At 57.3% G+C, this 23,738-nt stretch carries 17 protein-coding genes; 13 read left to right on the top strand and 4 right to left on the bottom strand.

Annotation, left to right across the window (positions count from 1 at the left end; translation table 11 throughout):
- Positions 1 to 277 precede the first annotated feature (277 nt).
- Complete coding sequence (locus BLW03_RS01215; RefSeq protein ID WP_170834921.1) at positions 278 to 3,304, top strand: sensor histidine kinase; 3,027 nt, start codon at positions 278 to 280, stop codon at positions 3,302 to 3,304.
- 2 nt (positions 3,305 to 3,306) lie between these two features.
- On the opposite strand, the gene BLW03_RS01210 is transcribed toward BLW03_RS01215, so the two are convergent.
- A complete protein-coding gene (locus tag BLW03_RS01210; RefSeq protein ID WP_074651978.1) occupies positions 3,307 to 6,408 on the bottom strand; it encodes a sensor histidine kinase in 3,102 nt (1,033 codons plus the stop codon).
- Between the two features lie 326 nt (positions 6,409 to 6,734).
- Here BLW03_RS01210 and BLW03_RS01205 point away from each other — a divergent pair, with 326 nt between their 5' ends.
- The 4 genes from BLW03_RS01205 to budA are packed head-to-tail and all read left to right on the top strand — an operon-like array spanning position 6,735 to position 11,027.
- Complete coding sequence (locus BLW03_RS01205) at positions 6,735 to 7,427, top strand: DUF1275 family protein (RefSeq protein ID WP_074651977.1); 693 nt, start codon at positions 6,735 to 6,737, stop codon at positions 7,425 to 7,427.
- Positions 7,428 to 8,579 carry a cupin domain-containing protein gene (locus BLW03_RS01200; protein ID WP_074651976.1) on the top strand — a complete coding sequence of 384 codons (1,152 nt, stop codon included), beginning with the start codon at positions 7,428 to 7,430 and terminating at the stop codon, positions 8,577 to 8,579.
- The gene (alsS, locus tag BLW03_RS01195; RefSeq protein WP_083350239.1) at positions 8,524 to 10,266 is read left to right on the top strand and encodes an acetolactate synthase AlsS; all 1,743 of its coding nucleotides are present in this window, start codon (positions 8,524 to 8,526) and stop codon (positions 10,264 to 10,266) included. The genes BLW03_RS01200 and alsS overlap by 56 nt, the downstream gene beginning before the upstream one ends.
- Before the next feature lie 11 nt (positions 10,267 to 10,277).
- Positions 10,278 to 11,027 (top strand): acetolactate decarboxylase, encoded by a 750-nt coding sequence (budA, locus tag BLW03_RS01190; RefSeq protein WP_074651974.1) that lies wholly within the window; start codon positions 10,278 to 10,280, stop codon positions 11,025 to 11,027.
- A gap of 33 nt (positions 11,028 to 11,060) precedes the next feature.
- Here budA and BLW03_RS01185 read toward each other — a convergent pair whose 3' ends face one another.
- Positions 11,061 to 11,852, bottom strand: coding sequence for an SDR family NAD(P)-dependent oxidoreductase (locus BLW03_RS01185; protein WP_244501908.1), 792 nt, complete (start codon positions 11,850 to 11,852; stop codon positions 11,061 to 11,063).
- Positions 11,853 to 12,061: 209 nt separating this feature from the next.
- A complete protein-coding gene (locus BLW03_RS21110; protein ID WP_280138025.1) occupies positions 12,062 to 12,193 on the bottom strand; it encodes a hypothetical protein in 132 nt (43 codons plus the stop codon).
- 70 nt (positions 12,194 to 12,263) lie between these two features.
- On the opposite strand from BLW03_RS21110, the gene BLW03_RS01180 reads away from it, so the two are divergent.
- Positions 12,264 to 13,649, top strand: coding sequence for a cytochrome-c peroxidase (locus BLW03_RS01180; protein WP_074651972.1), 1,386 nt, complete (start codon positions 12,264 to 12,266; stop codon positions 13,647 to 13,649).
- A gap of 215 nt (positions 13,650 to 13,864) precedes the next feature.
- Here the strand turns inward: BLW03_RS01180 and BLW03_RS01175 are convergent, their stop codons facing one another.
- A complete protein-coding gene (locus tag BLW03_RS01175) occupies positions 13,865 to 14,839 on the bottom strand; it encodes a GDP-L-fucose synthase family protein (RefSeq protein ID WP_083350237.1) in 975 nt (324 codons plus the stop codon).
- Between the two features lie 500 nt (positions 14,840 to 15,339).
- On the opposite strand from BLW03_RS01175, the gene BLW03_RS21240 reads away from it, so the two are divergent.
- The 7 genes from BLW03_RS21240 to BLW03_RS01140 all read left to right on the top strand — a co-directional run bounded on the left by BLW03_RS21240 (position 15,340) and on the right by BLW03_RS01140 (position 23,730).
- Entirely contained in the window at positions 15,340 to 15,696 is a 357-nt protein-coding gene (locus BLW03_RS21240; RefSeq protein ID WP_083350236.1) for a helix-turn-helix domain-containing protein, read from the top strand.
- A gap of 515 nt (positions 15,697 to 16,211) precedes the next feature.
- The gene (locus BLW03_RS01165) at positions 16,212 to 16,745 is read left to right on the top strand and encodes a UpxY family transcription antiterminator (protein ID WP_212733107.1); all 534 of its coding nucleotides are present in this window, start codon (positions 16,212 to 16,214) and stop codon (positions 16,743 to 16,745) included.
- 162 nt (positions 16,746 to 16,907) lie between these two features.
- On the top strand, positions 16,908 to 18,332 hold the full coding sequence (locus tag BLW03_RS01160) for a sugar transferase (RefSeq protein ID WP_212733106.1): 1,425 nt from the start codon (positions 16,908 to 16,910) through the stop codon (positions 18,330 to 18,332).
- Between the two features lie 75 nt (positions 18,333 to 18,407).
- On the top strand, positions 18,408 to 19,490 hold the full coding sequence (gene gmd, locus BLW03_RS01155) for a GDP-mannose 4,6-dehydratase (RefSeq protein ID WP_074651969.1): 1,083 nt from the start codon (positions 18,408 to 18,410) through the stop codon (positions 19,488 to 19,490).
- A 164-nt stretch (positions 19,491 to 19,654) separates the two neighbouring features.
- Complete coding sequence (locus BLW03_RS01150) at positions 19,655 to 20,428, top strand: WecB/TagA/CpsF family glycosyltransferase (protein WP_212733105.1); 774 nt, start codon at positions 19,655 to 19,657, stop codon at positions 20,426 to 20,428.
- A 73-nt stretch (positions 20,429 to 20,501) separates the two neighbouring features.
- A complete protein-coding gene (locus BLW03_RS01145; protein ID WP_074651967.1) occupies positions 20,502 to 22,739 on the top strand; it encodes a GumC family protein in 2,238 nt (745 codons plus the stop codon).
- Positions 22,711 to 23,730 (top strand): polysaccharide biosynthesis/export family protein, encoded by a 1,020-nt coding sequence (locus BLW03_RS01140; RefSeq protein WP_074651966.1) that lies wholly within the window; start codon positions 22,711 to 22,713, stop codon positions 23,728 to 23,730. Before BLW03_RS01145 ends, BLW03_RS01140 begins: the two co-directional genes overlap by 29 nt.
- Positions 23,731 to 23,738 lie beyond the last annotated feature (8 nt).

The following is a 23,738-nucleotide window of genomic DNA, read 5'->3' as shown; positions in this document are numbered from 1 at the left end:
TCTAAGCATGCTCAAACACATCATGTCTTCGTATCGCCCGAACGAGGAGAATCTCTCCCCCTAATTCGGGTAGGTCCACCCGGAACGCGTTCTCAACGATTCTTGCAGTGGATCTCGCGCAAGCAGAAGACCCTACTCGGCGATACACCGTTCCGAAAGGGGGCGGATGACCTTCGGAATAAAGTCCCGGCAGCGTGCATTGCTGCTCATTGCATATTTCTGCCTGGCAGCATCGTTCCCCCTTCACGGGCAGAGCGGCGATCTGGTGCAATCCCACATGACACCCCTGCCCGCCGGCATCTCATTCTCCCAGACGCGTGCCGGCGACATCGTTCAGGACGCCAGCGGTTTTATCTGGGTGGGCACGCAGTTTGGTTTGAACCGATATGACGGTTTCCGTGTGAAACAGTTCTTCCACGATCCGAAAGTCCCTTCCTCCGTGGGATGTTTCTACATCCGGCATCTCTTCAAAGATCGTGGTGGCCGTCTTTGGATTAGTTGCGATGGATCATTGGATCGCTATGACCCGGACATAGAGAGCTTCCATCACTTCCAACTGTTGGACCACGGGACCCGCTCCACGCCCGTCGTCTCGTCAATCTCAGAAGATCGAGACGGTACCCTGTGGCTCGCGACCCTGGGCGGCGGCATCCATTTCAACCCGCAGACCGGTAGCTCTTTGCTTCTTCCGCTGCGTGACGCGGTCAGCGGAGAGCCTGATACCGAGGCGATCTCCTGGATAGAAGAAGATCGCGCACATCATCTGTGGGCTTTAACCCCAAACGCTCTGGTGCAATTCGATCGGACGACGGGAGTCGCAGAGCGTCGCGTCTCTCTCGGCCGAAGCGTATCGTCGGGATCGTTTCACCAGGACCGCTGGGGAAACCTTTGGCTGATCGCAAGTTTCCGTCTGTATCGAGTCGACTTGGACAGTGGATTGGTCCGCGAGATCCGCAAGATTCCGGGTTTGAACCTGGAAAGTCCCGGACCAGTCAACGCGATGATGGAAGACGAAAACGGGGACATGTGGTTTGGGACTGATATGGGTGTCATTCATCTGCCGCATGGATCCGGTGCTGCCGAGCGCTATTCGCCCCGGGTCGGTTCGTCGAATTCGCTGCCTTCAGACCGCGTGACGATGCTGGCACAGGATTCATCTGGTGACATCTGGGTTGGGTTTCATGATGTTGCGCCCATCGTCATTCAACGCAATAGCACCACCGCTGAGACGCTGTCCTTCCAGCCGGGCAGAAGCAACGGATTACGGTCTTCACTCGTGACCGCAATCGGTGAACTCACAGCGGGGAAGTTGCTGATTGCCACAAGTGGTGCGACCCAGGTTCTGGATGAGAGGACGGGGCGATACAGCGAGCCTTTTCACTACCTGGTAAAGCGTGATGTCTTCGATATCTATCGCGATCACGAAGGCAGAACCTGGCTTGCCAGCGATCAGGGCATCTACCGATTGCGCCCCGGAGCACAAGTTGCGGAACGATTGCTGCAGGGGGAGGACGTCCACCGCTTCCTTGAAGATCCTGGCGGTGGCCTTTGGGTCCTGTTGCGGGACAAGTTGATGCACTTCAGTAATGCCAGCAACGACTTCACTACGCTGGCGACCGCAGCTGGCGGCGAAGACTTTCAAGCCGTGTCGCAATCGCCCGATGGCACCCTTTGGATAGGCAGTTCCTCGGGCATTCGGCGGATCGACCCGCGCACGGGCGTCGCCCATTCCTACCCATACCTGAATGGGAGTGAGGCAGGTCCTGGTGATTCACGCATCAATAGTCTGCGCTTCGATACTCATGGGCGTCTCTGGGTGGGAACGCAGAGTGGCCTGAATCTCTTTGATCCGCAGGCGCAGAGGTTCTTGCGATTCGCGCAACCGAATGAACTGGGTGGCCAGATCATCAGTTGCATCCTGGAGGACCGCTCGGGGAAGCTCTGGATGGGTAGCAACCAGGGACTGCTCCGGTTCGACCCGGACGCTCGCAAGTTCGCGCTCTATAACAGTGCTTTCGGCGTCTCGTCGCTGGATCTCTCCGGCTGGGGAGCCTGTGCCAAGAGTGGGAAATCCAGATACCTCTTCGGCGGATTCGCGGGAGTTGCGAGCTTCATCCCGGAAGACATTACGAAGAATCCAGTTATTCCGCACGTATTGCTGACCGACCTGTTGATCGAAGATCGCGTTATTTCCATCGGACCGCGTTCGCCACTGAAGCGCTCCATCACACAGACCGCTCGGCTGGACCTTGCCTACTCGCAAGATGATTTCTCCCTTGAGTTCTCTGCGCTGGAATTCCGCAGTCCTGCGACCGCACGATTCCGCTACAGGCTCGATGGCCTTGATGAAAATTGGGTCATGGTTCCCGCAGGGCAGCACAGCCTTAGCTTTGCGCATCTTGCAGGAAAGACGTACACATTGCATCTGCAGGCTGTCTCCTCCGAAGGAAACCCTCAAGATCCGGGCATCACGCTGGTTGTTGTGATCGCGAAACCATGGTGGGCGACCTGGTGGATGTACACCCTTTACATCTCGTTTACGCTCCTGATCGCGAGGCTTGCCTATCGCGCCCGAATCAGACGACTCTCAGCCATCTTCAACGCCCGTACTGAGGGGCGTGTTCGTGAGAGAACCGCCCTCGCCAGGGAGTTGCACGACACATTGTTGCAGGACTTTCAAGGGCTCATCCTGCGCTTGGCGAGCGTCACCGCACAGATGCCGGAAGATGATCGCCTTCGTCCTCAACTGGACTCCGCGATGGACCGCGCCCAACTGTCCTTAATCAGCGGTCGCGACTCGATTCAGCAGATGCGCACAGCCCCCATGAGGCTGGTGGAACTGCCGGGAGCCTTCCGCGAACTCGCGCGTGACGTTCAATTGTCGCGTACGGAACTGCAGGTGCAAACTGTGGCGACCTTCGAATCAGAGACTGACTACGACGTGCACGAGATCTTTCAGATCGGGAGAGAGGCAATCCGTAATGCGCTACAGCATGCAAACGCGTCAAGGGTCGAAGTCGTTCTTACATGCAACGAGAATGGTTTCCGCCTCGCAGTGACGGACGACGGCATCGGGCTCCCGCCGAAGGTCCTCAACGGTGGGGAAGTGCCAGGACACTGGGGCATCCATGGCATGCGGGAACGCGCACAGCGGCTGCGAGGTACGCTGACCTACCTCCAACCCCTCCACGGCGGAACTGTATTGGACTTGGAGATCCCCAGCCGGCGCGCATCGAATCGCTCTTTCAAGGAAAGGCTGGCGAGGTTCTTACGACCCTCACTGACAGCGCCTCCCGCTGAGTGAGGTCACAATCCTGCTAAGTCGACGGCACGTTTCCATGTGCGTCGAATTCTGCCCGCACTGCGTGACGCGTTTCGCCACTGCGAGAACGCAACACGACCCGGCACGCTCAGTCTCACAGAGACACCTTTGCCTTCATTTGAAAGGCTCATGGTGGCACCGATCTGAGCTGCCCTTTCCTGCATGCCGGTAAGCCCGGCGTGCCCCTCGCTTCGCCTCGACGCAAGCAGATCTTCATCGAAACCAATGCCGTCATCACTGCACTGGAATGACAGAAGAGATCGTTCATAGACGAGGACACAATCGATACTTACGCCACGGGAGTGCCTCACTGCATTCAGAAGTGCTTCTCTGGCAAACGCCACGATCTCATCTCGAACCAGGACTTGAACGGGACGGGTATCTCCCACCACTTCGAGTGTGATCTCAGGTCCACTCACTGGTCGTAAATCTTCGATCACCTGTTTCAACGGTTCGGCAAGATCGACGCCGCCCACTGTCTGCGACCTCAAATCACGCACGCGGTTGCGTCCCTCCACCAGGAGGCGTTCCGCTTGATCGAGCACCTTCTCCATCTTTTCTTTGGGTCGTTCGTTACCAGTAACTTCAAGAATCACCCCATGAACATTGAGGATAATGCCTTGCAAACCCTGGATAAGCGTGTCGTGGAGTTCGCGCGCAATGCGGTCCCGCTCCGCAAGTCGTTCGTACTGTCGCGCCTCTGCATGGCGTGTCGCTGAGTGGATGCGAATGCGAAGGGTAAGCGAGAGCAGACATATCACGACGAGAGCAACTAGGGCATAGAACCAGAAAGTCTGGTAGAAAGCGGGAGGGATCACCAGGACCAGGTGCGCTCCTGTCATGTTCCAAAGACCGTCGTTGTTGCAGGCGATAACCTGGAAGACATAGCGGCCCGGCCGCAGGTTCATGTAAAAGGCCTGTCGTCTCTGCGCGACATCCTGCCAATCCTTGTCGACGCCGGAGAGTCGATATCGGAAGCGTACCTTCTGCGGTGTCACAAGACTGAGTGCCGAATAGTCGATGGCGAGATCGTGAGTCAGTTTGGGTAGGTGAATTACATCAGTCGCCGCATAGGTCACTCGATCTGCGATCACGGTTTCGATATGAACGGGTGGAGCGACAGTGTTCAGTGCCAGTTGCGTAGCGTCGACAGTCTGCAGCAGGCCGTCACCTGCAAACCAAAGGCGTCCATCGGAGCCGACGGCGGCATGTGGCGAAAAGGGCGAGTGCGTCATGTGCGCGCCGTCTGTGCCATCGAAGACATGAGTCAGCGAAACGCTCGATGCGGGTTGGCGCGACCATCGTTGCAACTCCGCATCACTGAGTACAACCAGCCCGCACGACAGGTAGACCCAGGTCGATCCGCGCCCATCCTTCAGCATAGACATCACCTGGCTGCAGGGAAGTCCCTTGGTCGCATCAAGCTTTGTCCATCGGTGGTCCTTCAAGTGGAATAAGCCGCTCAAACTCCACGCCCAGATCGAGCCGTCGGGGTCGAATGCGAAGCGCTCAATGGTAGTAGCGTCGCTGCTTTTGATGTCTTCGAGCTGGCCGCCGGCGTCCATGTGGAGGAGTCCGCTCCTCGAGTAGTCAATCCACACCCCATGCACGGGATCAGCCACGATGCCTGCACCGGGGGAGGGTTGACCTATATCTATCTCTTTCAAACGAACTCCGTCGACAACGCGGAAGACCCTGTGGGTTTTCGCCGATGTAACGATCCATATCGTATGGAGTGAATCCTCACAGATCCCCGTGACCTGGCCGGGCGCAGAACCATCGGGCAGGTCGATCCTTCGGAAACTTCCGTTGACGAAGATGGTCAACCGGGTTCCCATGCCGACCCAGAGTGTGCCCGCGTGATCTACAAAGGTAGAAGCCCCGGAGATGCCGGCTGCATTGGTTTGTGGCGCGAAGGAAGTGAAGCTCCCATCGTGCAAAAGGCTGAGCCCGGCGCGTGTGCTGAAGGCCATGGTGTTGCGTGGCAAGGCCAAAGCTGTCTGCACGTTATTCGAGTTAAGGCCTTCACGAACAGACATGGTCGTAACTGGCAGCGGATGAAATTTGTCCAGTCCGCCCGCCGTCCCAATCCAGATGTTGTCTTCGTGGTCCTGGTAGAAGCGCCGCACCTCATTATCCGTAAGCCCATCGGCCAGGCCAAAGTGATCGGCCCTTCCATTGGCGATGTGGTAGACCCCATCGTCTTCGGTACCGACCCATATATCCCCATTCTTACTGGAGAAGAGCGCTGTGACTTTGAGTTGCGAACCGGTCACCCCGGGCAGGTCGAACGAACGCCAGCGCCCATCGACAACGCGCTGCAGACCAAGGCCACCTCCAGCAGCTTCGAACCCCAGGAGGACGCCTTCTTTACCCTGATCAAGGATGCCGTTCACGGCAGTCGTGACGTCGCCCTGCTTCATTCCCTTTGGTAGGTATGCAGTGCCTGTGCCCTTTGACCATGAGCATGCGCCCGGATACGAGCCCATCCACACTGCTCCATTGCTACCGTGCGCTAAGACATTGCCAAAAGTGCAGGGGAGTCCATCGTGTGATCCGAAGCACTTCAGGTCTTTCCCATTGGTCCTGCACAAGGGACCGTCCAGTGGACGGCGCATGCGGGTAAGCGAGAGCCAGAGATTCCCCTCTGCATCTTCTGACAGATCGTTGACGCGCGCCTTGAGTCCGGGCAGAACTCTCACTTGGCCGTTCTTCAGTTGCGCAAGAGAAGTTCCTGTTCCAAACCATAAACTGCCATCCCTCGCCGCTTGCAGCGAGAGCACACCGACGGACTTGTCGTCCTTCGCGTCCGTCGTCTTCCATGGCACAAAGTGCACGCCGTCGAAACGAACCAGACCGGCACTTGTGCCGATCCAAAGATAACCATCCGTCGTTTGCGCCAAAGCAATTGGTGCGTCCGCCAGCAGGCCATCACGGACCCTCCACGCCTCGTGCGCATATTGCGTCAAGCGTGGAGCAGTCCCTTGCGTCACGGCCAACTCTGGCGTTGCAAGAAGGAAGAGCATGCCCAGCCACTGGACGGCGATAAGTAAGCGATAGCATGCGCGTTGCTGATGCAGCTTCAAGGTGATTCCTCGGAGGTCAACGTCACTCTATCAGCGGTGTCTCGTGACTGGGCGCTGGCTGAATGCAGGATGTTCCGTGTTTACCTGAAGAGTGTCGACCCATCGACATCAGTGTCGGCGCGTCGACACGCTTCGTCCAAAGGCCGCCCTAGACGCCCCATTTTAACGGGTCGTTTGCAGGTGTCACGTTTGGCTTCGCAAATGCATCGGTCATGCGTGTGAAGCATTTATTTAGCCCGCAGGTGAATCACGCGAGAAGCCCGGAGGCGAAGGTGAATGCCTTTATGCCTCCGCCTGCTCTAGCCTCACAGCCTGCTTATGGAGATATGGTTTCGACCTTCTGCTACAGCTTCGCTGGAGGCTATGCGGACGCAACAGGCTTCATGGTCGCGGGCAGCTTCACGGGACACATTACGGGCAATCTGGTCCTGCTCATCACCTCCGCTGCTTCGGGACATACGCTCGCGATGCTCAAGCCGCTTGTCGCCCTTGCAGCGTTCCTGTTGGCCACTGTAATTGGCATCATCGCGCAGAAGAGCCGTGTGCGACTGGTCCACTGGATCGTGCTTCTATTCCAATGCCTGCTTCTCTGCACGATAGTGCTTGACGGGGTCCGCCTTTCGCATTGGTTTACATGGGCGCTCTTGGTCGTGCTCGCCCTCTGCCTCGGAGTACAGAACGGCTACACAGGCGTCGCCGACGGTGTTGTTGTGCATGTCAGTTATATGACCGGCACCGTGACAAGACTCACGAAGGCGGTCATCACCCTGACCCGTGGTCGCAGGGGGACTGACCAAGCAGGGGCCGGGATCGCAGCCATCATCTCCTGCTCTGTCCTCGTGGGCTTCGTCACAGGAGCACTCTCTGCGGTTGCAGCCCAACGCGCGTCGACAACATACGCGCCACTGTTTCTTTGCCTCCCCTTGATCCTGGCAACGCTTGCCAGTCATCCGGCCAACATCGCACGCATCTCCAACCTGCCCGTTACTCAAGCACAAACTGCTCGACAGGAGAAATGAATGAATTCCAACACTGTCCCCGATGCGAAGCGAAACGCCATCGCACAGAACGATCCCGGCCCTGAGAACGAAGTGCTTCTTATCGAAAACCCGGACTCCAACACGCCTCCCGCAACGGACCATGGCAATCCGGGCCCCTTATGGTATTCCTTTGACCTCGCCCCGAAGCGAGTGCAGCCTGGCGGCTGGACGCACCAGGTCACGCAAAGAGAACTGCCTTCCTCCACGGACATCGCCGGCGTAAACATGCGGCTGACGGATGGTTCATTTCGTGAACTGCATTGGCACCACGCGAATGAGTGGGCACTGATGCTTACCGGGAAGGCACGCGTTACCGTCTTCCAGCCAAACGGCAAAATGTTCATCGATGATCTTGCGGCGGGTGATCTCTGGTATTTCCCTGCGGGCATGCCCCATTCGATCCAGGGCCTGGGCGGTGAGGGTTGCGAGTTCCTGCTCGTCTTCGATCAGGGAGACTTCTCGGAGGACGACACGTTTCTGCTGTCGGAGTTTCTTGCGCATACATCGCCGGAACTCGTCCAGAAGAATACCGGATGGACAGAAGAGCAGTGGAAGCAGCTTCCTGATAAGCAGCTCTACATCTTCCCGGCCGCGCTTCCAGATTCCCTTGAGTCCGATAAGGAATTTCTTGGAGATCGACTGGAGACCGTGAATCGGTACACGTTCAAGAAGTCTGAGATGGAACCGGCACAGCTTACGTCCACGGGCAGTGTCTACATCATCGACTCGAAGAATTTCCCGGTGTCAACGACGATCTCCGCGGCTATCGTAATCATCAAGCCCGGAGCCATGCGTGAAATGCACTGGCACCCGAACACAGGGGAGTGGCAGTACTGGTTGCAGGGCAAGGGCCGCATGACCGTCGTGACGACCGGTGGTACCGCTCGCACCATGGACTTCAATGCGAATGATGTGGGCTTCGTCCCCAGCATGGCAGGTCACTGCATTGAGAACACCGGCACGGAAGACATCGTCTTTCTCGAGGCGTTCAAGAGCCACACCTATGCGGACATCTCGCTCAACCAGTGGATCGCAAGCATGCCGGACAAGATGGCGCAGGCGCACCTGAAGCTCGATGTGTCCACGATTCGCTCCGCACCGCAGGATCGCGAGGCAACCATTGCAAAGTGAATCGGAGGGCAACACGGGGAAGACGTCGGCATGGACCAGGAGATCGGCACACCTTCTTGTCCAAGGCCTGACCGAGCAGCGTGTCTCGCACATCTTCGGGATCCCCGGCGGGAAGATCATGCCTGTCTTCGACGCGATGTTGGATATTCCAGATGTGCCGAAGCTTATTGTCTGCCGACATGAACAGAACGCAGGATTCATGTCGGCGGCGGTCGGTCGTCTTACTGGCCGGCCCGGTGTATGTCTTGTCACATCGGGCCCCGGCACGTCCAACCTCGTGACGGCTGCCGCGACGGCTACGTCCGAGGGCGATCCCATGGTCGCCATCGGGGGTGTCGTGCCGCTCACGGACACTCTTAAGCAAGTCCATCAAACCATGGACTCCGTCACCATCATGAAGCCGGTGACGAAGTACAGCGCCGCCATCCCAACGCCGGAAGCAGCGGGCGAGGTCGTTGCCAATGCCTTCGCCGCAGCCGTATCCCCACGGGCCGGTGCTGCATTCCTCGCTTTCCCGCAGGATGTGCAGTCCGTTGCAACCGATATTCCTGCAATGCCTTGGAGTGAGGCACCACGTCTCGGTGCAGCGCCGTCCGAGTGTATCCACGATGCAGCGTTGACGCTGCGCAAGGCAAAGCTGCCGGTGCTTCTCTTAGGCATGGGGGCAAGTGAACCTGCGGCAGTGAGTGCCATCCGCGCCTTTCTGACTTCGTACCCCATGGCCACTGTCGGCACCTACCAGGGAGCGGGCACTGTTTCGCGGGATCTCACGGCCAACTTCCATGGACGCATTGGTCTCTTTCGCAACCAACCAGGCGATAAGGTCCTTGCACTCTCTGACGTCGTGCTCACCATCGGCTACGACCCCGTCGAGTATGGTCCGGATGCGTGGAACGCTGCGGGACGCGCGACCATCCTTCATCTGGACGACACTGCAGCAGTGATCGATAACCACTATCAGCCTCAAGTGCAACTGATCGGCGATGTCTCCGCCACCATGGCCGCACTTGCGGAGGAGCTTGGGACGCGCACGGGTGTTTCTACGCCGGAATTGCAGGCCATTCAGCAGGAGTTACGCTTGCTGCAGACCCCGCCGGCCAGGGAGACTGGCCCGCTTGTGCATCCTTTGCACTTTGTGCTCACTTTGCGCGAACTCGTGGACGATAGTACGGTGATTGCGAGTGACATGGGATCCCATCACATCTGGATGGCCCGTCACTTTTTCGAGTACGAGCCTCGCCGGTTGCTCTTCAGCAATGGTCAGCAGACCCTGGGGGTAGGCATTCCGTGGGCCATGGCGGCAAGCTTCCTCTATCCCGGCAGGAAGGCTGTCGCGACGGTCGGCGATGGAGGCTTCCTCTACTCCTCCATGGAACTGGAGACAGCGGTCCGGCACAAGCTCAATCTCACAGTGTTCGTCTTTCGCGATGGAGGCTACAACATGGTGGCCTTCCAGCAGCAGCTTCGCTTTGGCCGCACCTCTGGCGTACAGTTTGGCAATCCTGATCTTGTCCGCTACGCGGAGAGTATGGGAGCGATCGGCATGCGGGTCGAAACACCTTCCAGTCTGCGTACGGTCATTGAGAAGGCGTTGAACACTCCCGGCGTCGTCGTTGTGGATATGCCCGTTGACTACAGCCACAATCTCGAGATCGGACAACACGTGCTGCCCAACGCGTGGGACTAAGGACTATTGGCATGGACGCGAGCAAGGTTGCATGGCGCAGGATCGCTGGGGATACGGCGTCCGGTGAGCTTTATCAAACGTCACTCATCACAGCACTACTGCAAGGCGTGTACGACGGCGAGATGGAGTTCGTCGAAGTTATGCGTCACGGTGACTTTGGTCTTGGAACGTTCAACGGTCTGGATGGCGAGATGGTCGCCGCCGAGGGTGAGTTCTATCAGTTGCACTCAGACGGCACCGCAACGCCCGTGCGTCCAGACCAGAAGACGCCCTTTGCCGCTGTCACGCACTTCGTTCCACAGCAGGAATTGCGTGTCACGGCCACAGTCAGCAGGAATGACTTGCTGCCGATCATTGCATGGGCAGCCCAGAAGAATCTCTTCACCGCGGTGCAAATCGAAGGACTGTTCCAAGAGGTACGAACGCGAACGGTCGCAAAGCAGACCAGACCATACCCACCCCTGACGGAAGCAGCTGGAGACGACGCGGAGAACATCGTCCGCCTGACAAAGGGTACTCTGGTTGGGTTTCTCTCACCCGATTACGCGCAGGGATTTCAAGTCGCTGGCTTCCACCTTCATTTTCTGAGCGAAGACAAGACGGTCGGCGGCCATATGCTCGATTTTATTGCGCAGGACGTAACGATAAGAATCTCTCCCATTCATCGTCTGCACGTCGAGCTGCCAACGTCCGTGGCATTCCTGAATGCAGAGATGAATGGAAGCGATGTGAATCGCGCGATCCAGCAGGCCGAGGGGTGAGGATAGGGAAGTTCCACTACTCACCTCAAGACGCTAGACGATGCTGCGAACAAGGCCGCCTTCGGCACGAAGTGCGGCACCGTTGGTGGCCGAAGAGAGCGGACTTGCAAGATAGGTCACAAGGTGCGCGATCTCTTCCGACTCAATCAGCCGATGCAGGAGCGACGTTGGACGGTACTTATCGAAAAACTCTGCCTCAACAGCGGCTTCACCAGCGTCAGGATGCTCCGAGACCGAACGCAAAAACTCCATGATGTTCGCGGACCGGGTAGGGCCGGGAAGCACTGCGTTGACAGTAACGCCGGTGCCCTTGGTGGTCTCCGCCAGGCCGCGCGAGATGGTGAGTTGAGCCGTCTTCGTCATGCCGTAGTGAATCATCTCCTGCGGCACCATGATCGCGGACTCACTGGCGATGAAGATGATGCGTCCCCAATTCTTCCCGATCATGCCCGGTAGATAGCCGCGCGAAGCTCGCACGCCACTCATCACGTTGACTTCGAACAGGTGCAGCCAGTCTTCGTCTGTGATGTCGCCAAACGCCTTGGCCTCATAGATGCCGAGGTTATTCACCAGAATGTCGGTCGCCGGAAGGGCTGAGAGAAGCGTCCTGGCTCCGCCCGCCGTTCCGAGATCCGCCGCAAGTCCCTTCACTTTGGCATCCGATCCGACAGAAGCACTTAACTCGCCCAAAGCCTTGTCGATCGACTCCTGCGTACGCCCGGTGATGGTGACCTCAGCGCCCTCGGCAGCGAGCGATGCAGCAATTGCAAAACCGATACCACCTGTGCCTCCGGTGATGATGGCTGTCTTTCCTTGTAGCTGCATGTTCATTGCAAATCTCCTCGCGCGAATCTGCGCCTATCTATAAAACAACCGTCGTTCCGTATTGATTCGGAATCACCAGGCCAGCATTCTTGGCGCCGCGGTGACTGGCTCGCCGCTTTCAGTATCGGGTGAAGTAAGAACGAAGTCATTGCAAGTTATGGGTGCCTCGGAACTCCTCGAAAGGGGGAGGCAGAAGGTCCGCGAAGGGGCTAAGCTCCCTTCCATGATCGACGCAGGATGTCATGGCGTTCGCCATAAGAGAGGAACATCGTGACACTCAGATTCAGGAAGGTGATGCTTTGCTCCGCGATCGCGGTGGCGTTGTTTCCAGTCGCCGCCAAGAACCAAGAGAAAGCGCGGCGGACCGCTCAGTCAACGACAGGCCTGCAAGGGACTCCTTGTTGCGGAAAGATGCCCGCCAATTTCGACAGGGAGGTGGCTCGCGTCGTCGCTGAGATCGACGACATCGAAAAGAAAGCCTTCGATCAGAAAGCGATCACCACGCTCGATCGACAAGGGCAGATACGCACCCTCGGAAAACTGCTTATCTTCGACAAGAACCTGTCCGTTCACAAGAACGAAGCTTGCAGCTTCTGTCATACGCCAAATACCGGCTTTACGGGGCCCATCGAATCCTTGAATCAGAGCGCAATCGCCTATCCAGGTTCGGTAAGAGCCCGATTCAGCAACCGCAAGCCGCAAAGCTATATGTACGCTGCATATGCGCCCGTTCTGCACTACGATGCCCTGCAAGGCGACCTTGTCGGTGGCAACTTCTGGGATATGAGGGCGAGCGGGTATCGCCTGCAAAGCCCCAATGCGGAGCAGGCCCAGGCACCGCCGACTAACCCCGTCGAGATGGGCTTACCCGACTCGGCATGCCTGGTCTATCGTCTCTCGCAGGCCAGCTACAGGCGACTCTTTGAGACCGTGTGGGGCCAGGACTCCTTCTCGATCCGTTGGCCCGCGAATGTCGAACGCGTGTGTTCAACGCCCGCGCCCGCGCCCGGGAGCGACCCTTACCCCGTGCACCTTAACAACTCGGATCGTGCCCGGGCCGATCGAGCCTACGATGGCTTTGCCCTCGCGATCTCCGCTTATGAAATCTCTCCAGAAGTGAGCCCATTTACATCGAAGTATGACTTCGTCCAGACCGGGAGAGCGAAGTTCACCGCGCAGGAAGCTCTTGGCTACTCGCTCTTCCGCGGGAAGGCGCAGTGCAACGCCTGCCACCGTGACGGTGGCCCAGGAGAAGAACCTTTGTTCACGGATTTCACCGCTTCGAATCTCGGCGTACCCCGAAATCCCGACTTGCAGATTTACTTCGAAGGCGGAACAGACGCTTTGGGCTATAAGCCCAACCCAGACGGACAGCGGTACGTCGATCCAGGTGTCGGGGGATTTCTACGAAAGTCAAGGAGCCTGAGCGGACAGTCCAACCCGGATTCATCCTGGACCCCGCTAGCCACTCAGTTTGAGAGCAAATTCCAGGTCCCGACCTTACGCAACGTCGACATGCGCCCTTCGCCGGAATTCGTGAAGGCCTACATGCATAACGGATACTTCAAGAGTTTGCAGGAAGTAGTTCATTTCTATAACACCCGCGATGTCCTGCCCATCTGCACGCCCGAACATCCGGGCGAAAAACTCTCATGCTGGCCACCGCCGGAGAGCTCTGTAAACGTGAATAAGAAGCAGTTGGGAGACCTCGGTCTGAGTCCACAGGAAGAAGCTGCGATCGTTTCATTTTTGAAGACGCTGACTGATGGTTATCAGACCGATTCAACCGCCCACTGATCGATGTACGGGGCGGTTTCGGGCGACCATGCGAAGCAGATTGACTCGTCGCTGATCTTACGAAATGGATATGCATCAGATAACGAAAGGTAGCATCCATGTCTTGCCTTCAAATCTTCTGAATCCTTAAGGCTGTCGACTGTAGTCTATGACTACTGCATCGCGGAAACCGATATAGCAAGGCGGCCCCATCCACTGTTTCCTTTGCCGTTGTATCAGTTTCCGATTTCACCTTGGACGGCCTCCCACGTACGCTTGATCCCTTCTTCCAGTGCGACGCTGTGTTGCCAGCCAAGCGCGTGGATGAGGCTTACGTCCATCAGCTTTCGCGGTGTACCGTCTGGCTTTGAGGGATCGAAGCGTAGCACTCCTTTGAACCCGAGGACACGAGCAACAGTTTCGGCCAGTTCACGAATCGTTACATCTTCGCCGGTGCCGATATTGATCAGCGGCGGAACGTCGTCACGCAGCAGCGTGCTGTACTTCTCCTGGGACAGATTCAGCAGGTAGACGCATGCCTCGGCCAGGTCGTCGGAGTACAGCAGTTCGCGCTTCGGCGTTCCGCTGCCCCACACCTCGACCTCTGGCGCACCCTCTGCAATGGCCTTCGCCGTCTTGCGCATCAGCGCGGGCAGGACGTGCGATGTGTTGAGGTCGAAGTTGTCGTTCGGCCCGTAGAGGTTGGTCGGCATCGCCGCCAGGTAACGGGTGCCGTACTGCCGATTGAACGACCAGCACATCTCGATGCCGGCGATCTTTGCCAGCGCGTAGGGTCGGTTGGTGGGCTCCAGCGGCCCGGTCAGCAGGCAGCTCTCCGGCATCGGCTGTGGCGCCATCTTCGGATAGATACAGCTCGACCCAAGGAACAACAGGCGGTCGACGCCATTCGCGTAGCTCGCTTCGATGATGTTGCTCTGAATCGCCAGGTTCTGCCTTATGAAATCTGCCGGATAGCTGTTGTTCGCCAGAATGCCGCCAACCTTCGCCGCAGCCAGCACGACGAACTTCGGTCGCTCCTTCAAAAAGAAGTCGGCAACAGAGTCAGCATGCAACAGGTCCAACTCTGCACGAGACCGCGTCAACAGATTCGTGTAACCCAGCCTTCGCAGTTCACGCCCAATCGCAGAACCTACCAGGCCGCGATGGCCCGCAATGAAAATCGGTGCGTCAACCGGCATGTATCCAGACATCTTGTTCTCCTCAAAAGATCTCAACCTTCGCGCCATTCACTGTTCCTTCATGGGATCGCCCAAGAAGTGTTCTTACATCGAATTTCCACCATTGAATGCCCCATATTACCGATAGGACTGGCCACTCTCGCAACAATAAGCGGCGTCCAGCAGAAAATGAGGCGTCCGGCAAAAAAATACCCGGAGGAGCCGGTGCGGACCCGCTGGATCCCCTATAGGGAGATCATGCGGACAGTAATCTCTCTAGGAGTTCGGACCGGAATCTTATGAATATCTCGACCCTTACCTGATCTCAATGAGATCCTTGGCGTCCTTGGATGTGATCCCTCGATGCCTGCGACTTATTTGCGATAATTCGGCACATTGATGCAAATTCGTGATGCTTATGGCTGCTTTCGGTCTTAGCAACTGCAGGCTACAATCCACATTTTCGAGAACCTCTTGCATAATCGCGAAGGAGCTGTTTTATATCTTTGGGTAGTAGGCGTCTTCAGCAGAGCATGATACGGCCGCCTCGACTGAAAATTGCTGTGCCTGTACCTGGAACGTCATTTCTCTTACGGGTCCCTCTCATGATCAGTTCCTCTGCCCAGAGCGTTGCGACGCGGCCCGCCCCCCGCTTAGCTATTGTGCCGAAGCAGATGCATACTCCCGTCACGGTTCGCTTGGGAATGCGTCTACGCGATCTTCGCAAGAAGCACAATTTGACTCAACGACAATTAGCGGATCGCTTCGGGATTGACCGCTCCTATGTTAGCGAGCTGGAACGCGGCCATAAATCCCTAAGTCTCACAACGTTGGAGATATTCGCGGTCGGCTTTAAAATGCCTCTCTCGGAACTCTTACGCGATATCTAGCACGACCCGGCGATCATGATCGCTCGTCTCCTCGGTGTATTAACGTCTGGGTAGGCGGCGCGCTGCGCGTGTCTCCACTGATCAAAGACATCGTTCATGTACAGCGGGATCGATCCTGTGAGCTGCACGCCCGGTGCCACCACCGGTGGGTGCCGAACTAGAGAAGATATTCTCAAAGACATTTCTCCTCTTGTAGCAGGACACCAAGAAACTTAGCCTCAGCGCAGGGTTGAAACGCTCTCTCCGCGACATAGAGCTGAACTTTTGATGATCCGGGAATACTTCCTCGTTTTTGCTTCACTCAAAACTGGTGCAGATCGACAGGTACAGGCGCTTGGCCCCAGGTGCAGCACCGCGAGGTCTGCGGCTATGGATCTCCGATGCGGCTCACGATAGCGAACGGTAGATGCACTGCCGAGCAAGCCTGGCGAAGCCTTGCCCGAAGATGCGGGAGTTCGACTGCAAGCCCTGACTGTATCTCAATAGCTCGTATCTACCCACGGAGGGTTCTGTCAATGACTCTCGATGATAGAGGCGAATCCGATGTTCTCCGGTGGTTTGCAGTATGTACGTTGCCTCGTCACGAAAAGCGCGTTGCCGAACTTATCGGCCTGCGTCGGATTGAGTCTTTTCTCCCGGTCTATCAACAAGAACGGGAATGGAAGAAGAGAGTGCCGGTAGTCCTGGAACTCCCGTTGTTTCCAACGTATGTGTTTGCGCGTATTCGGCAATCTCAACGGGGTTCGATTCTGGGCATCCCCGGAGTGCTGTCAATTGTCGGTAACCGTCGGCAGTCGCTTTCGATTCCAGACACCGAGATCGATCTCCTGCGTGCCGGTCTCGAAATGCGGTCGGTAGAGCCGCAGCCGTACCTTGCGATCGGCGAAAACGTTCGGATAAAGCGTGGACCGCTTTTCGGTTATGAAGGCCTTCTGATCCGTAAAAAGAATGAGCTCCGCGTAGTGATCTCGGTGGAACTCATTCAACAAAGCATCTCGGTGGAAGTGGATGAGGCTGATCTTGAAGCTCTGTCCACGCCAGTGAAGTAGGCGCCCTTTCTTCCCAGTCTTCTCTTTCAAGCAGCAGGAGCTTGCAATCACTTCGCGTTACCCACACGGGGGCGCGGTGGACCCGTCGCATACTGACTCATTCGTGAGGTCTCGATGGAAAGCATAAGAGCTCGAGTTCCCGCATTCTCCTTAACGGCATCAGTGAATCCAAAGCTGGCCGACACGGTGCTCTGGAGTCGTCAGCGCTTTGTGAGCGCGATGACGTTGGTTGAGGTGCTGGTGGACCTCACCACGATCGCTTTCGCTGTCCTCTTCTCGTACTGGCTCTACCAGAAGCTGCACATCGGTAAGACTGTTCAATACAGACTCGAGGAATTGATCATCGCGACGGTGGCGTTCGCGGTAATGTACGTTGTGCTTCTGGATCGGGATGGGGCGTATGCGCCGGCGAGCAGTTTGCTGGGCATTCGCGAGACAGAGCGAGTGCTTCGCGTTTCGGTGATGGCGTTCAGCACGGTGTTCTTCCTCAACTTCTTGTGGGCACACCAGCTATCCCGCGCAGTTCTTGCCGGAGCGGTCGTGATGGTACCACTTGCACTTGCCTGCGTGAAGCAATTGAAAGTGCATCTGGTGCGGACGATGCACGCCCGCGGATACGGCATACAAAATGTCATCATCTATGGCGGCGGAGCGACTGGACGCAGAATCTTCTCTGCGCTGGTACATTCTCCCAAGCTTGGCCTGCAGCCCGTAGCGATCATTGACGATGATGAGCGGTTAGCCGATGTGCCGGTATATGACTCGGGATATCGCCGGCAGCATAGTCTACGAATCACGCGGGGGCCAGTGACTCGCGATCTCATTCGCAGTTTCAATGCAACTCTTCTACTGATCGGTATTCCTTCGATTGATTGCAGGCAACGCGACCAAGCGGCCGCCGAGGCTTTTGCAGAGGGATGCAACGTTTCGCTTGTGCCCGCTCTGAACTGCGGGGCTGAGATGTCCGCCGGTTACGTGGATGTCGATGGGCTACTGATATCGTCACTTGCTGCGCCATCGGCGAGGCGCAGCTACGACCTCGGCAAGCGCGTCTTTGACCTTTCGTTGTCAGCGGTAATGCTTGTTCTCCTGTTGCCCTTATGGGCTGCGATAGCCCTCGCGATTCGGCTTGATTCGGCTGGGCCCGTCTTCTTTACTCAGGACCGCATCGGCAAGAATGGCTTTCCGTTCTGCCTTTACAAGTTCCGTTCCATGCGAATAGACGCGCCGAAATATGGTTTCCATCCCCAGAGCTCGCATGATCCGCGTGTGACGCGTGTTGGTCGTTGGCTGCGACGCACCAGTCTGGACGAGCTGCCCCAGTTGTTGAATATTTTTCGCGGAGAGATGTCTCTCGTGGGACCGCGACCCGAGATGCCATTCATTGTGGAGAGCTACAGCGATCTGCAACGTCAGCGGCTGCAGGTCACTCCGGGTCTTACCGGGCTGTGGCAGCTTAGTGCAGACCGAGCGTTTCTGATCCACGAAAACCCTCAGTACGACGCGTACTACATACGTCACCGCAATTTCTTTATGGACGTGGCCCTTTTGCTGCACACGGTGATGTTTGCCATGCGCGGCGTCTAGAGGTCCGACCCTAGCGCGGCGATCTGCTGTGGTGGTGTCCGAAGAGCTTCTACCAACCTGGAGGGCTTATTCAAAATGAAAGCACTGATCACTGGCGTCACGGGACAGGACGGGTCATATCTAGCGGAGCTTCTGCTTGAAAAAGGCTATGAGGTACACGGCATCATACGTCGCGCCTCTGTCTTCAACACGCAACGCATCGACCACCTCTACGAAGATCCGCACGTCGAGGATCGTCGCTTCATCCTTCACCATGGTGATCTGACGGATTCGAGCAACCTGATTCGACTGGTCCAAAAAGTTCAGCCGGATGAGATTTATAACCTCGGGGCGCAGAGCCACGTGAAGGTGTCATTCGATTCGCCAGAGTATACGGCGGATACGGATGGTTTGGGCACGCTGCGCTTATTGGAAGCCATTCGCATCTGTGGTCTGGAGAAGGTGACGCGTTTCTACCAGGCGTCAACCTCCGAACTCTACGGCCTGGTGCAGGAGATCCCTCAGACAGAGACCACGCCTTTCTATCCGCGCTCGCCGTACGCGGTGGCAAAGCTTTATGCCTACTGGATCACGGTGAACTATCGAGAGGCCTACGGCATGTATGCGTGCAATGGCATTCTCTTCAATCACGAGTCGCCGATGCGTGGGGAGACCTTTGTCACTCGCAAGATCACACGGGCCCTGGCCCGCATCAAGATGGGTCTGCAGGACACTCTTTACCTGGGCAACATCGATGCTCTGCGCGATTGGGGGCATGCCCGCGATTACGTGGAGATGCAGTGGCGCATGTTGCAGCAGGAGACCCCAAGCGATTATGTAATCGCTACCGGCGAGCAACACTCCGTCCGCGAGTTCGTGGAGATGGCGGCGCACTTCCTGGATCTGGCGATTCGTTGGGAAGGTAGCGGCGAAGATGAGCGCGGCTATGACCAGGCTGGGAACCTCGCGGTTGCAATCGACCCGCGTTACTACCGCCCAACCGAGGTAGAGACGCTGCTCGGTGATCCCGCAAAGGCCAAGCGGGATCTTGGATGGGTTCCAACCACGAGCTTCCGCGCGTTGGTGGAAGAGATGGTCGCCGAAGACCTGAAGCACGCTCAACGCGATGCTCTGGTCAAAGGGCATGGTTATCCCGTCTTCGCTTATCACGAGAACTGAAGTTCTTTTGTTGTTGCTTGATCGCGCGCATGTGAGGAGCAGAAATGGTGAACCAGATACTCGGCGTGAATGTCGCTGTGAGCAGTTGTGCGGATACGGCTGCGCGTTGTATCGCGTGGGCCCAGAAGGGTGAACCCCGCGAGGTAGTATTCGCCAACGTTCATATGGTGATGGAGGCGTGGGACAACCCCGGTTTCCGCACGAGTATGAATTCCGCCGATCTTGTCAATCCAGACGGCATGCCCATCGTATGGGGCTTGCGCGCGCTTGGGCACCGCAAGGCAGCGCGAGTTTACGGCCCGGATGCAACGGTAGTTTTGCTGGAAGCAGCACGGGACGAGCATGTACCGATTGCCTTTTATGGCGGCCGGGAGGATACGCTGCAGACCTTGGTGAAGGTCGTGGAGGAGCGCTTTCAGGGGATTGATGTGCGCTGCGCGATCTCACCCCCGTTTCGGGCGCTGAGCCCTGAAGAAGATACGGAAGTGGTCCGCAAACTCGCAGAGTCGGGTGCGCGGATGCTCTTCATCGGTCTTGGATGCCCCAAGCAGGAACAGTGGATCTTCGATCACCGAGGGAAGTTCCAGATGGTGCTGCTGGCGGTGGGTGCAGCTTTCGATTTTCTTGCGGGAACCAAGCCTCAAGCACCGCGATGGATGATGCGCAGTGGTCTGGAATGGGTCTTCCGACTAGCCTCAGAACCGCGTCGGTTGGCGCATCGCTATCTCAAGCACAACCCACGCTTCATGGTGTTTTTCCTCTTGCAATGGATGAGATCGCGGCGTCCGACGGAACGGCTGATTCGGGCTGCCGCGATGGCGGAGGAACTCCAGCGGTCGGTATCTTATCCGTTTTGCCCCAGTTCTTCGATAGCACTGCAGGCACCCGTACAACGGCAGGAATCTCTGCCCGAAAAGAAAGATCTCTATGCCATCTGATTTGTCCATTTCATCCAAGGCCGGGTTGGCTTTCTCTGAGCCTGAAGACTTTTGCTCGCACTCGCGCCGCGACATGGAACTTCGCGATGTGCTGCAGATCCTTCAGCGGCGAAAGTTCATCGTTCTGTTGCTGTTTGTTCTTGGCATCGTGCTTGGGGGCGCTTCCGGCCTTTTTGCGGCGCGAGAGTTCAGTTCCACGGCGACGGTCGAAGTGAACAAGCAGCAGGAAAACGCGCTTGGCCTGCGCGATCTTTCCGGAAACTCCTCTGCCTCCGCCACGATCGACGATCTGAACAACGATCTGCTGACGCAACAGGCGGTGATTATGAGTGACAACATCGCGATGCGCGTGATCGAAAAGCTTCGTCTGTACAAGTATCCGCCTTACCTGAGCTTGATGAATGGTGATGATGCGAAGCTGGGGCAGGCCCCCCTCCGAGACGACAAACTTCTGCGCATGTTCAAGTCGCGGTTGAACGTGAGCCTTGTTAAAGGAACTCGCTTGATTGAGATCACGTACAGGGATCCTGACCCTGTACGCAGCAGTCAGGTCGCGAACGCCATCGTGGATTCCTACATGACGGATTACACTCAGTCGCGTTTTCAGGCAAGCACCAAGGCTTCCTCATGGCTGGCGACGCAGCTTGCGGATCTAAAGAACAAGGTAGCTGAGAGCCAGACGAAGGTGGAGAAGTATCAGCAGGAGTCTGGGCTGGTGGGTATGAGCATGACCGGTCATCCGGGGGATGCGGGCCTCATGACCTCGGCGAATTCCATTCCGGTGGAGAGGCTGATTGAGCTGAATCACGACCTCACCAGCGCAGAGGTCTCGCGCATTGCAAAGGAAGCTGTCTATCGCACCACACAGACGCAGGATCCCGATGCAGTGCTCGGCAGTAAGTCGAGCACACTAGCACAGAGCCTGGGCGCGGATACTGTGCTGTCACCTGGCAATCCGGATGTCGCGCTGCTGCAGCAGCTTCGTCAACAACAGGGGCAGTTGCAGGTGCAGATCGTTGCCGCCGCGTCGAAATATGGTGAGCGCAACCCGATTCTGATAAGGCTTCACGATCAGGAGACCGCGCAAGCCGAACAAATCCAGACGGAGATGGGGCGCATCCGCGCGCAGGCGAAGAACGACTTCACCATGGCATCGCTTGCGACCAGCGCAATCCGTGGACGCATCGCAGCGCAGGAGCAGCAGGTCCAAAACATCAGCGCCAAGTCTGACCAATTGCTGTTGCTACAGCAGGAAGCTAATTCGAACCGTAACCTCTACCAGGATCTTTATACGAAACTGCAAGAGGCGACGGTAGCTGCGGGCATCAACGCTTCGAAGGTTACGCCGGTAGACCCGGGGCGCGTTCCGGTGCAACCGTCTTCGCTGCGCGAACTGACACGGCTTGAGATGGGCGGTGCACTTGGCCTGATCTGTGGTCTGCTCTCCGCATGCCTATGGGACTATAGTGACGAGTCGATCTCTACCCCTGCACAGATCGCAGAGGTCACTTCCATCCGCATGTTGGGCGTCATCCCGGACTTTCCGTCGAAGCGAAAACCGCTGCCGACGAATGGTGCTCGGATGTCGATCGGTGCTGCCACTAGCCCCAATGCCTGGCTGGTGCATGCCCCGCAGTCGCACATCTCCGAAGCATACCGTGGCTTGCGCACAGCGCTGTTGGTGAGCAAGCGGGACACAACAGCGACGGTGGTCGCAGTATTAAGTGGCGCGCCTCAGGAAGGGAAATCGTCGACGTGCTTCAATACGGCGTCGGCCTTTGCAATTCAGGGTAACCGCGTGCTGTATGTTGATGCGGACATGCGGCGGCCGTTTGAGGGACGCATTGTGGACTGGCCCGAGCGGAAAGGGCTGAGCGATTACCTGAGCGGATCGGTGCCGCTGACCGAGGCGATCCATCGTTCCGCGGATGTGGATAGCCTATCGATCCTGCCGGCCGGAGCGATCCCGAAGAACCCGGCCGAATTAATCGGCTCCCTTCGCTTCCGCCAGATGCTCGATCAATTGAGAAAGCAATACGACTATGTCTTTCTCGACTCACCGCCCCTGTTGTTAGTTGCCGACGGTCAGATGCTGTCACTTTATGCGGACGGCTACTTGCTCGTGCTGCGCGCGGGAAAGACGACGAAGTCTGCACTTCGAAGTTCTCTGTCCGTCTTGGAAAACTCGCGCGCGCGACCGCTCGGTGTTGTGCTGAACGGAATGAATACACGTGTTGTCGGATATCCCATGTATCGCAACGACAAGAAGGGAAGCAACTACTATGGCGAAACTCCCCAGTTCCAGGCGTAAGCTCGCGTGCGCGACTGCGGTGGTCGCTGCGGTTTCGTTCTCATTTCCACTGCAGTCCCAGAACATGCAGAACGGAATGGTGAACGCGGGAATCATCGAAAGCTCAAGCCCAGGAACGAAGAACTCCTCGGTTGGCCGCAGCGGCATGACGGTGTCTCCGGAGGACTTTGAGAAGCTGAAGCTTGCACCCGGTTACCTCTTGCAGATGGAGATATATGACACGCCAGAGATGTCTCGCGAGATGCGCATCGACGCGCAGGGCAATGTAACCGTCCCACTGCTCGGCAGCATTCATCTCGCCGACAAGACCCTGGCCGAAGCCGAATCGATGTTGTCGAAAGAGCTTGTGCAGCAAAAGATCCTGATCGGACCCCAGGTGACGCTGAACGTTATCGAATTCACAGGCAAGAACATCTCGGTACTAGGCGAGGTACGTAGTCCGGGGCGGGTCCAGCTGCTTGGTCCTAAGCCTTTAGCAGACGTGCTGGCCCTGGCCGCGGGAGAGACAGACGTTGCCGGTAACGATATCGAGATCCAGCATCCTGCCGAGGAAGGCGGAACCACCACACGCCACGTGGATTACGTCCGCGGCAAGGAGAGCAACGTACTGCAGACTACGGTGATCGAGCCAGGTGACACGGTCATCGTGCACAAGTCCGGCATTGTGTACGTGTTGGGCGCGGTGAATCGGCCGGGTGGCTACCTGATGGTCGATGGCGGATCGCTAAATGTGACTCAGGCGGTCTCGTTGGCTGGCGGCACGACGTTGCAAGCGGGGACGCGCTGGGCGACGGTGGTGCGACCGAAGGGCGACAGCTACACCCAAATCCGCGTGCCACTGAACAAGATGCAGAAGGGCAACGCAGAGCAGGTGCTACTCCAGCGTAACGATGTGCTCTATGTGCCGTTGAGCGGCTGGAAGGTCGCCGTTAGCAATGGCTCCAGTGTTCTGAGCGCAGCGACTTCGGCCTCGATCTATCGCGCACCCTAAGTCCACAC

The organism is Terriglobus roseus, assembly GCF_900105625.1.
In the GTDB taxonomy this organism is placed as follows: Bacteria; Acidobacteriota; Terriglobia; order Terriglobales; family Acidobacteriaceae; genus Terriglobus; species Terriglobus roseus_B.
Note: the sequence above shows the minus strand (reverse complement) of the source record. Positions and strands in the feature narration are given on the sequence as shown.

Bases quoted from the DNA above. Each gene is read 5' to 3' on its own strand.
- BLW03_RS01215 (WP_170834921.1), top strand. From the start codon at position 278: ATGACACCCCTGCCCGCCGGCATCTCATTCTCCCAGACGCGTGCCGGC.
- BLW03_RS01205 (WP_074651977.1), top strand. From the start codon at position 6,735: ATGGTTTCGACCTTCTGCTACAGCTTCGCTGGAGGCTATGCGGACGCA.
- BLW03_RS01200 (WP_074651976.1), top strand. From the start codon at position 7,428: ATGAATTCCAACACTGTCCCCGATGCGAAGCGAAACGCCATCGCACAG.
- alsS (WP_083350239.1), top strand. From the start codon at position 8,524: ATGTGTCCACGATTCGCTCCGCACCGCAGGATCGCGAGGCAACCATTG.
- budA (WP_074651974.1), top strand. From the start codon at position 10,278: ATGGACGCGAGCAAGGTTGCATGGCGCAGGATCGCTGGGGATACGGCG.
- BLW03_RS01185 (WP_244501908.1), bottom strand. From the start codon at position 11,852: ATGCAGCTACAAGGAAAGACAGCCATCATCACCGGAGGCACAGGTGGT.
- BLW03_RS01180 (WP_074651972.1), top strand. From the start codon at position 12,264: ATGCCCGCCAATTTCGACAGGGAGGTGGCTCGCGTCGTCGCTGAGATC.
- BLW03_RS01175 (WP_083350237.1), bottom strand. From the start codon at position 14,839: ATGTCTGGATACATGCCGGTTGACGCACCGATTTTCATTGCGGGCCAT.
- BLW03_RS21240 (WP_083350236.1), top strand. From the start codon at position 15,340: ATGATACGGCCGCCTCGACTGAAAATTGCTGTGCCTGTACCTGGAACG.
- BLW03_RS01165 (WP_212733107.1), top strand. From the start codon at position 16,212: ATGACTCTCGATGATAGAGGCGAATCCGATGTTCTCCGGTGGTTTGCA.
- gmd (WP_074651969.1), top strand. From the start codon at position 18,408: ATGAAAGCACTGATCACTGGCGTCACGGGACAGGACGGGTCATATCTA.
- BLW03_RS01150 (WP_212733105.1), top strand. From the start codon at position 19,655: ATGGTGATGGAGGCGTGGGACAACCCCGGTTTCCGCACGAGTATGAAT.
- BLW03_RS01145 (WP_074651967.1), top strand. From the start codon at position 20,502: ATGGAACTTCGCGATGTGCTGCAGATCCTTCAGCGGCGAAAGTTCATC.
- BLW03_RS01140 (WP_074651966.1), top strand. From the start codon at position 22,711: ATGGCGAAACTCCCCAGTTCCAGGCGTAAGCTCGCGTGCGCGACTGCG.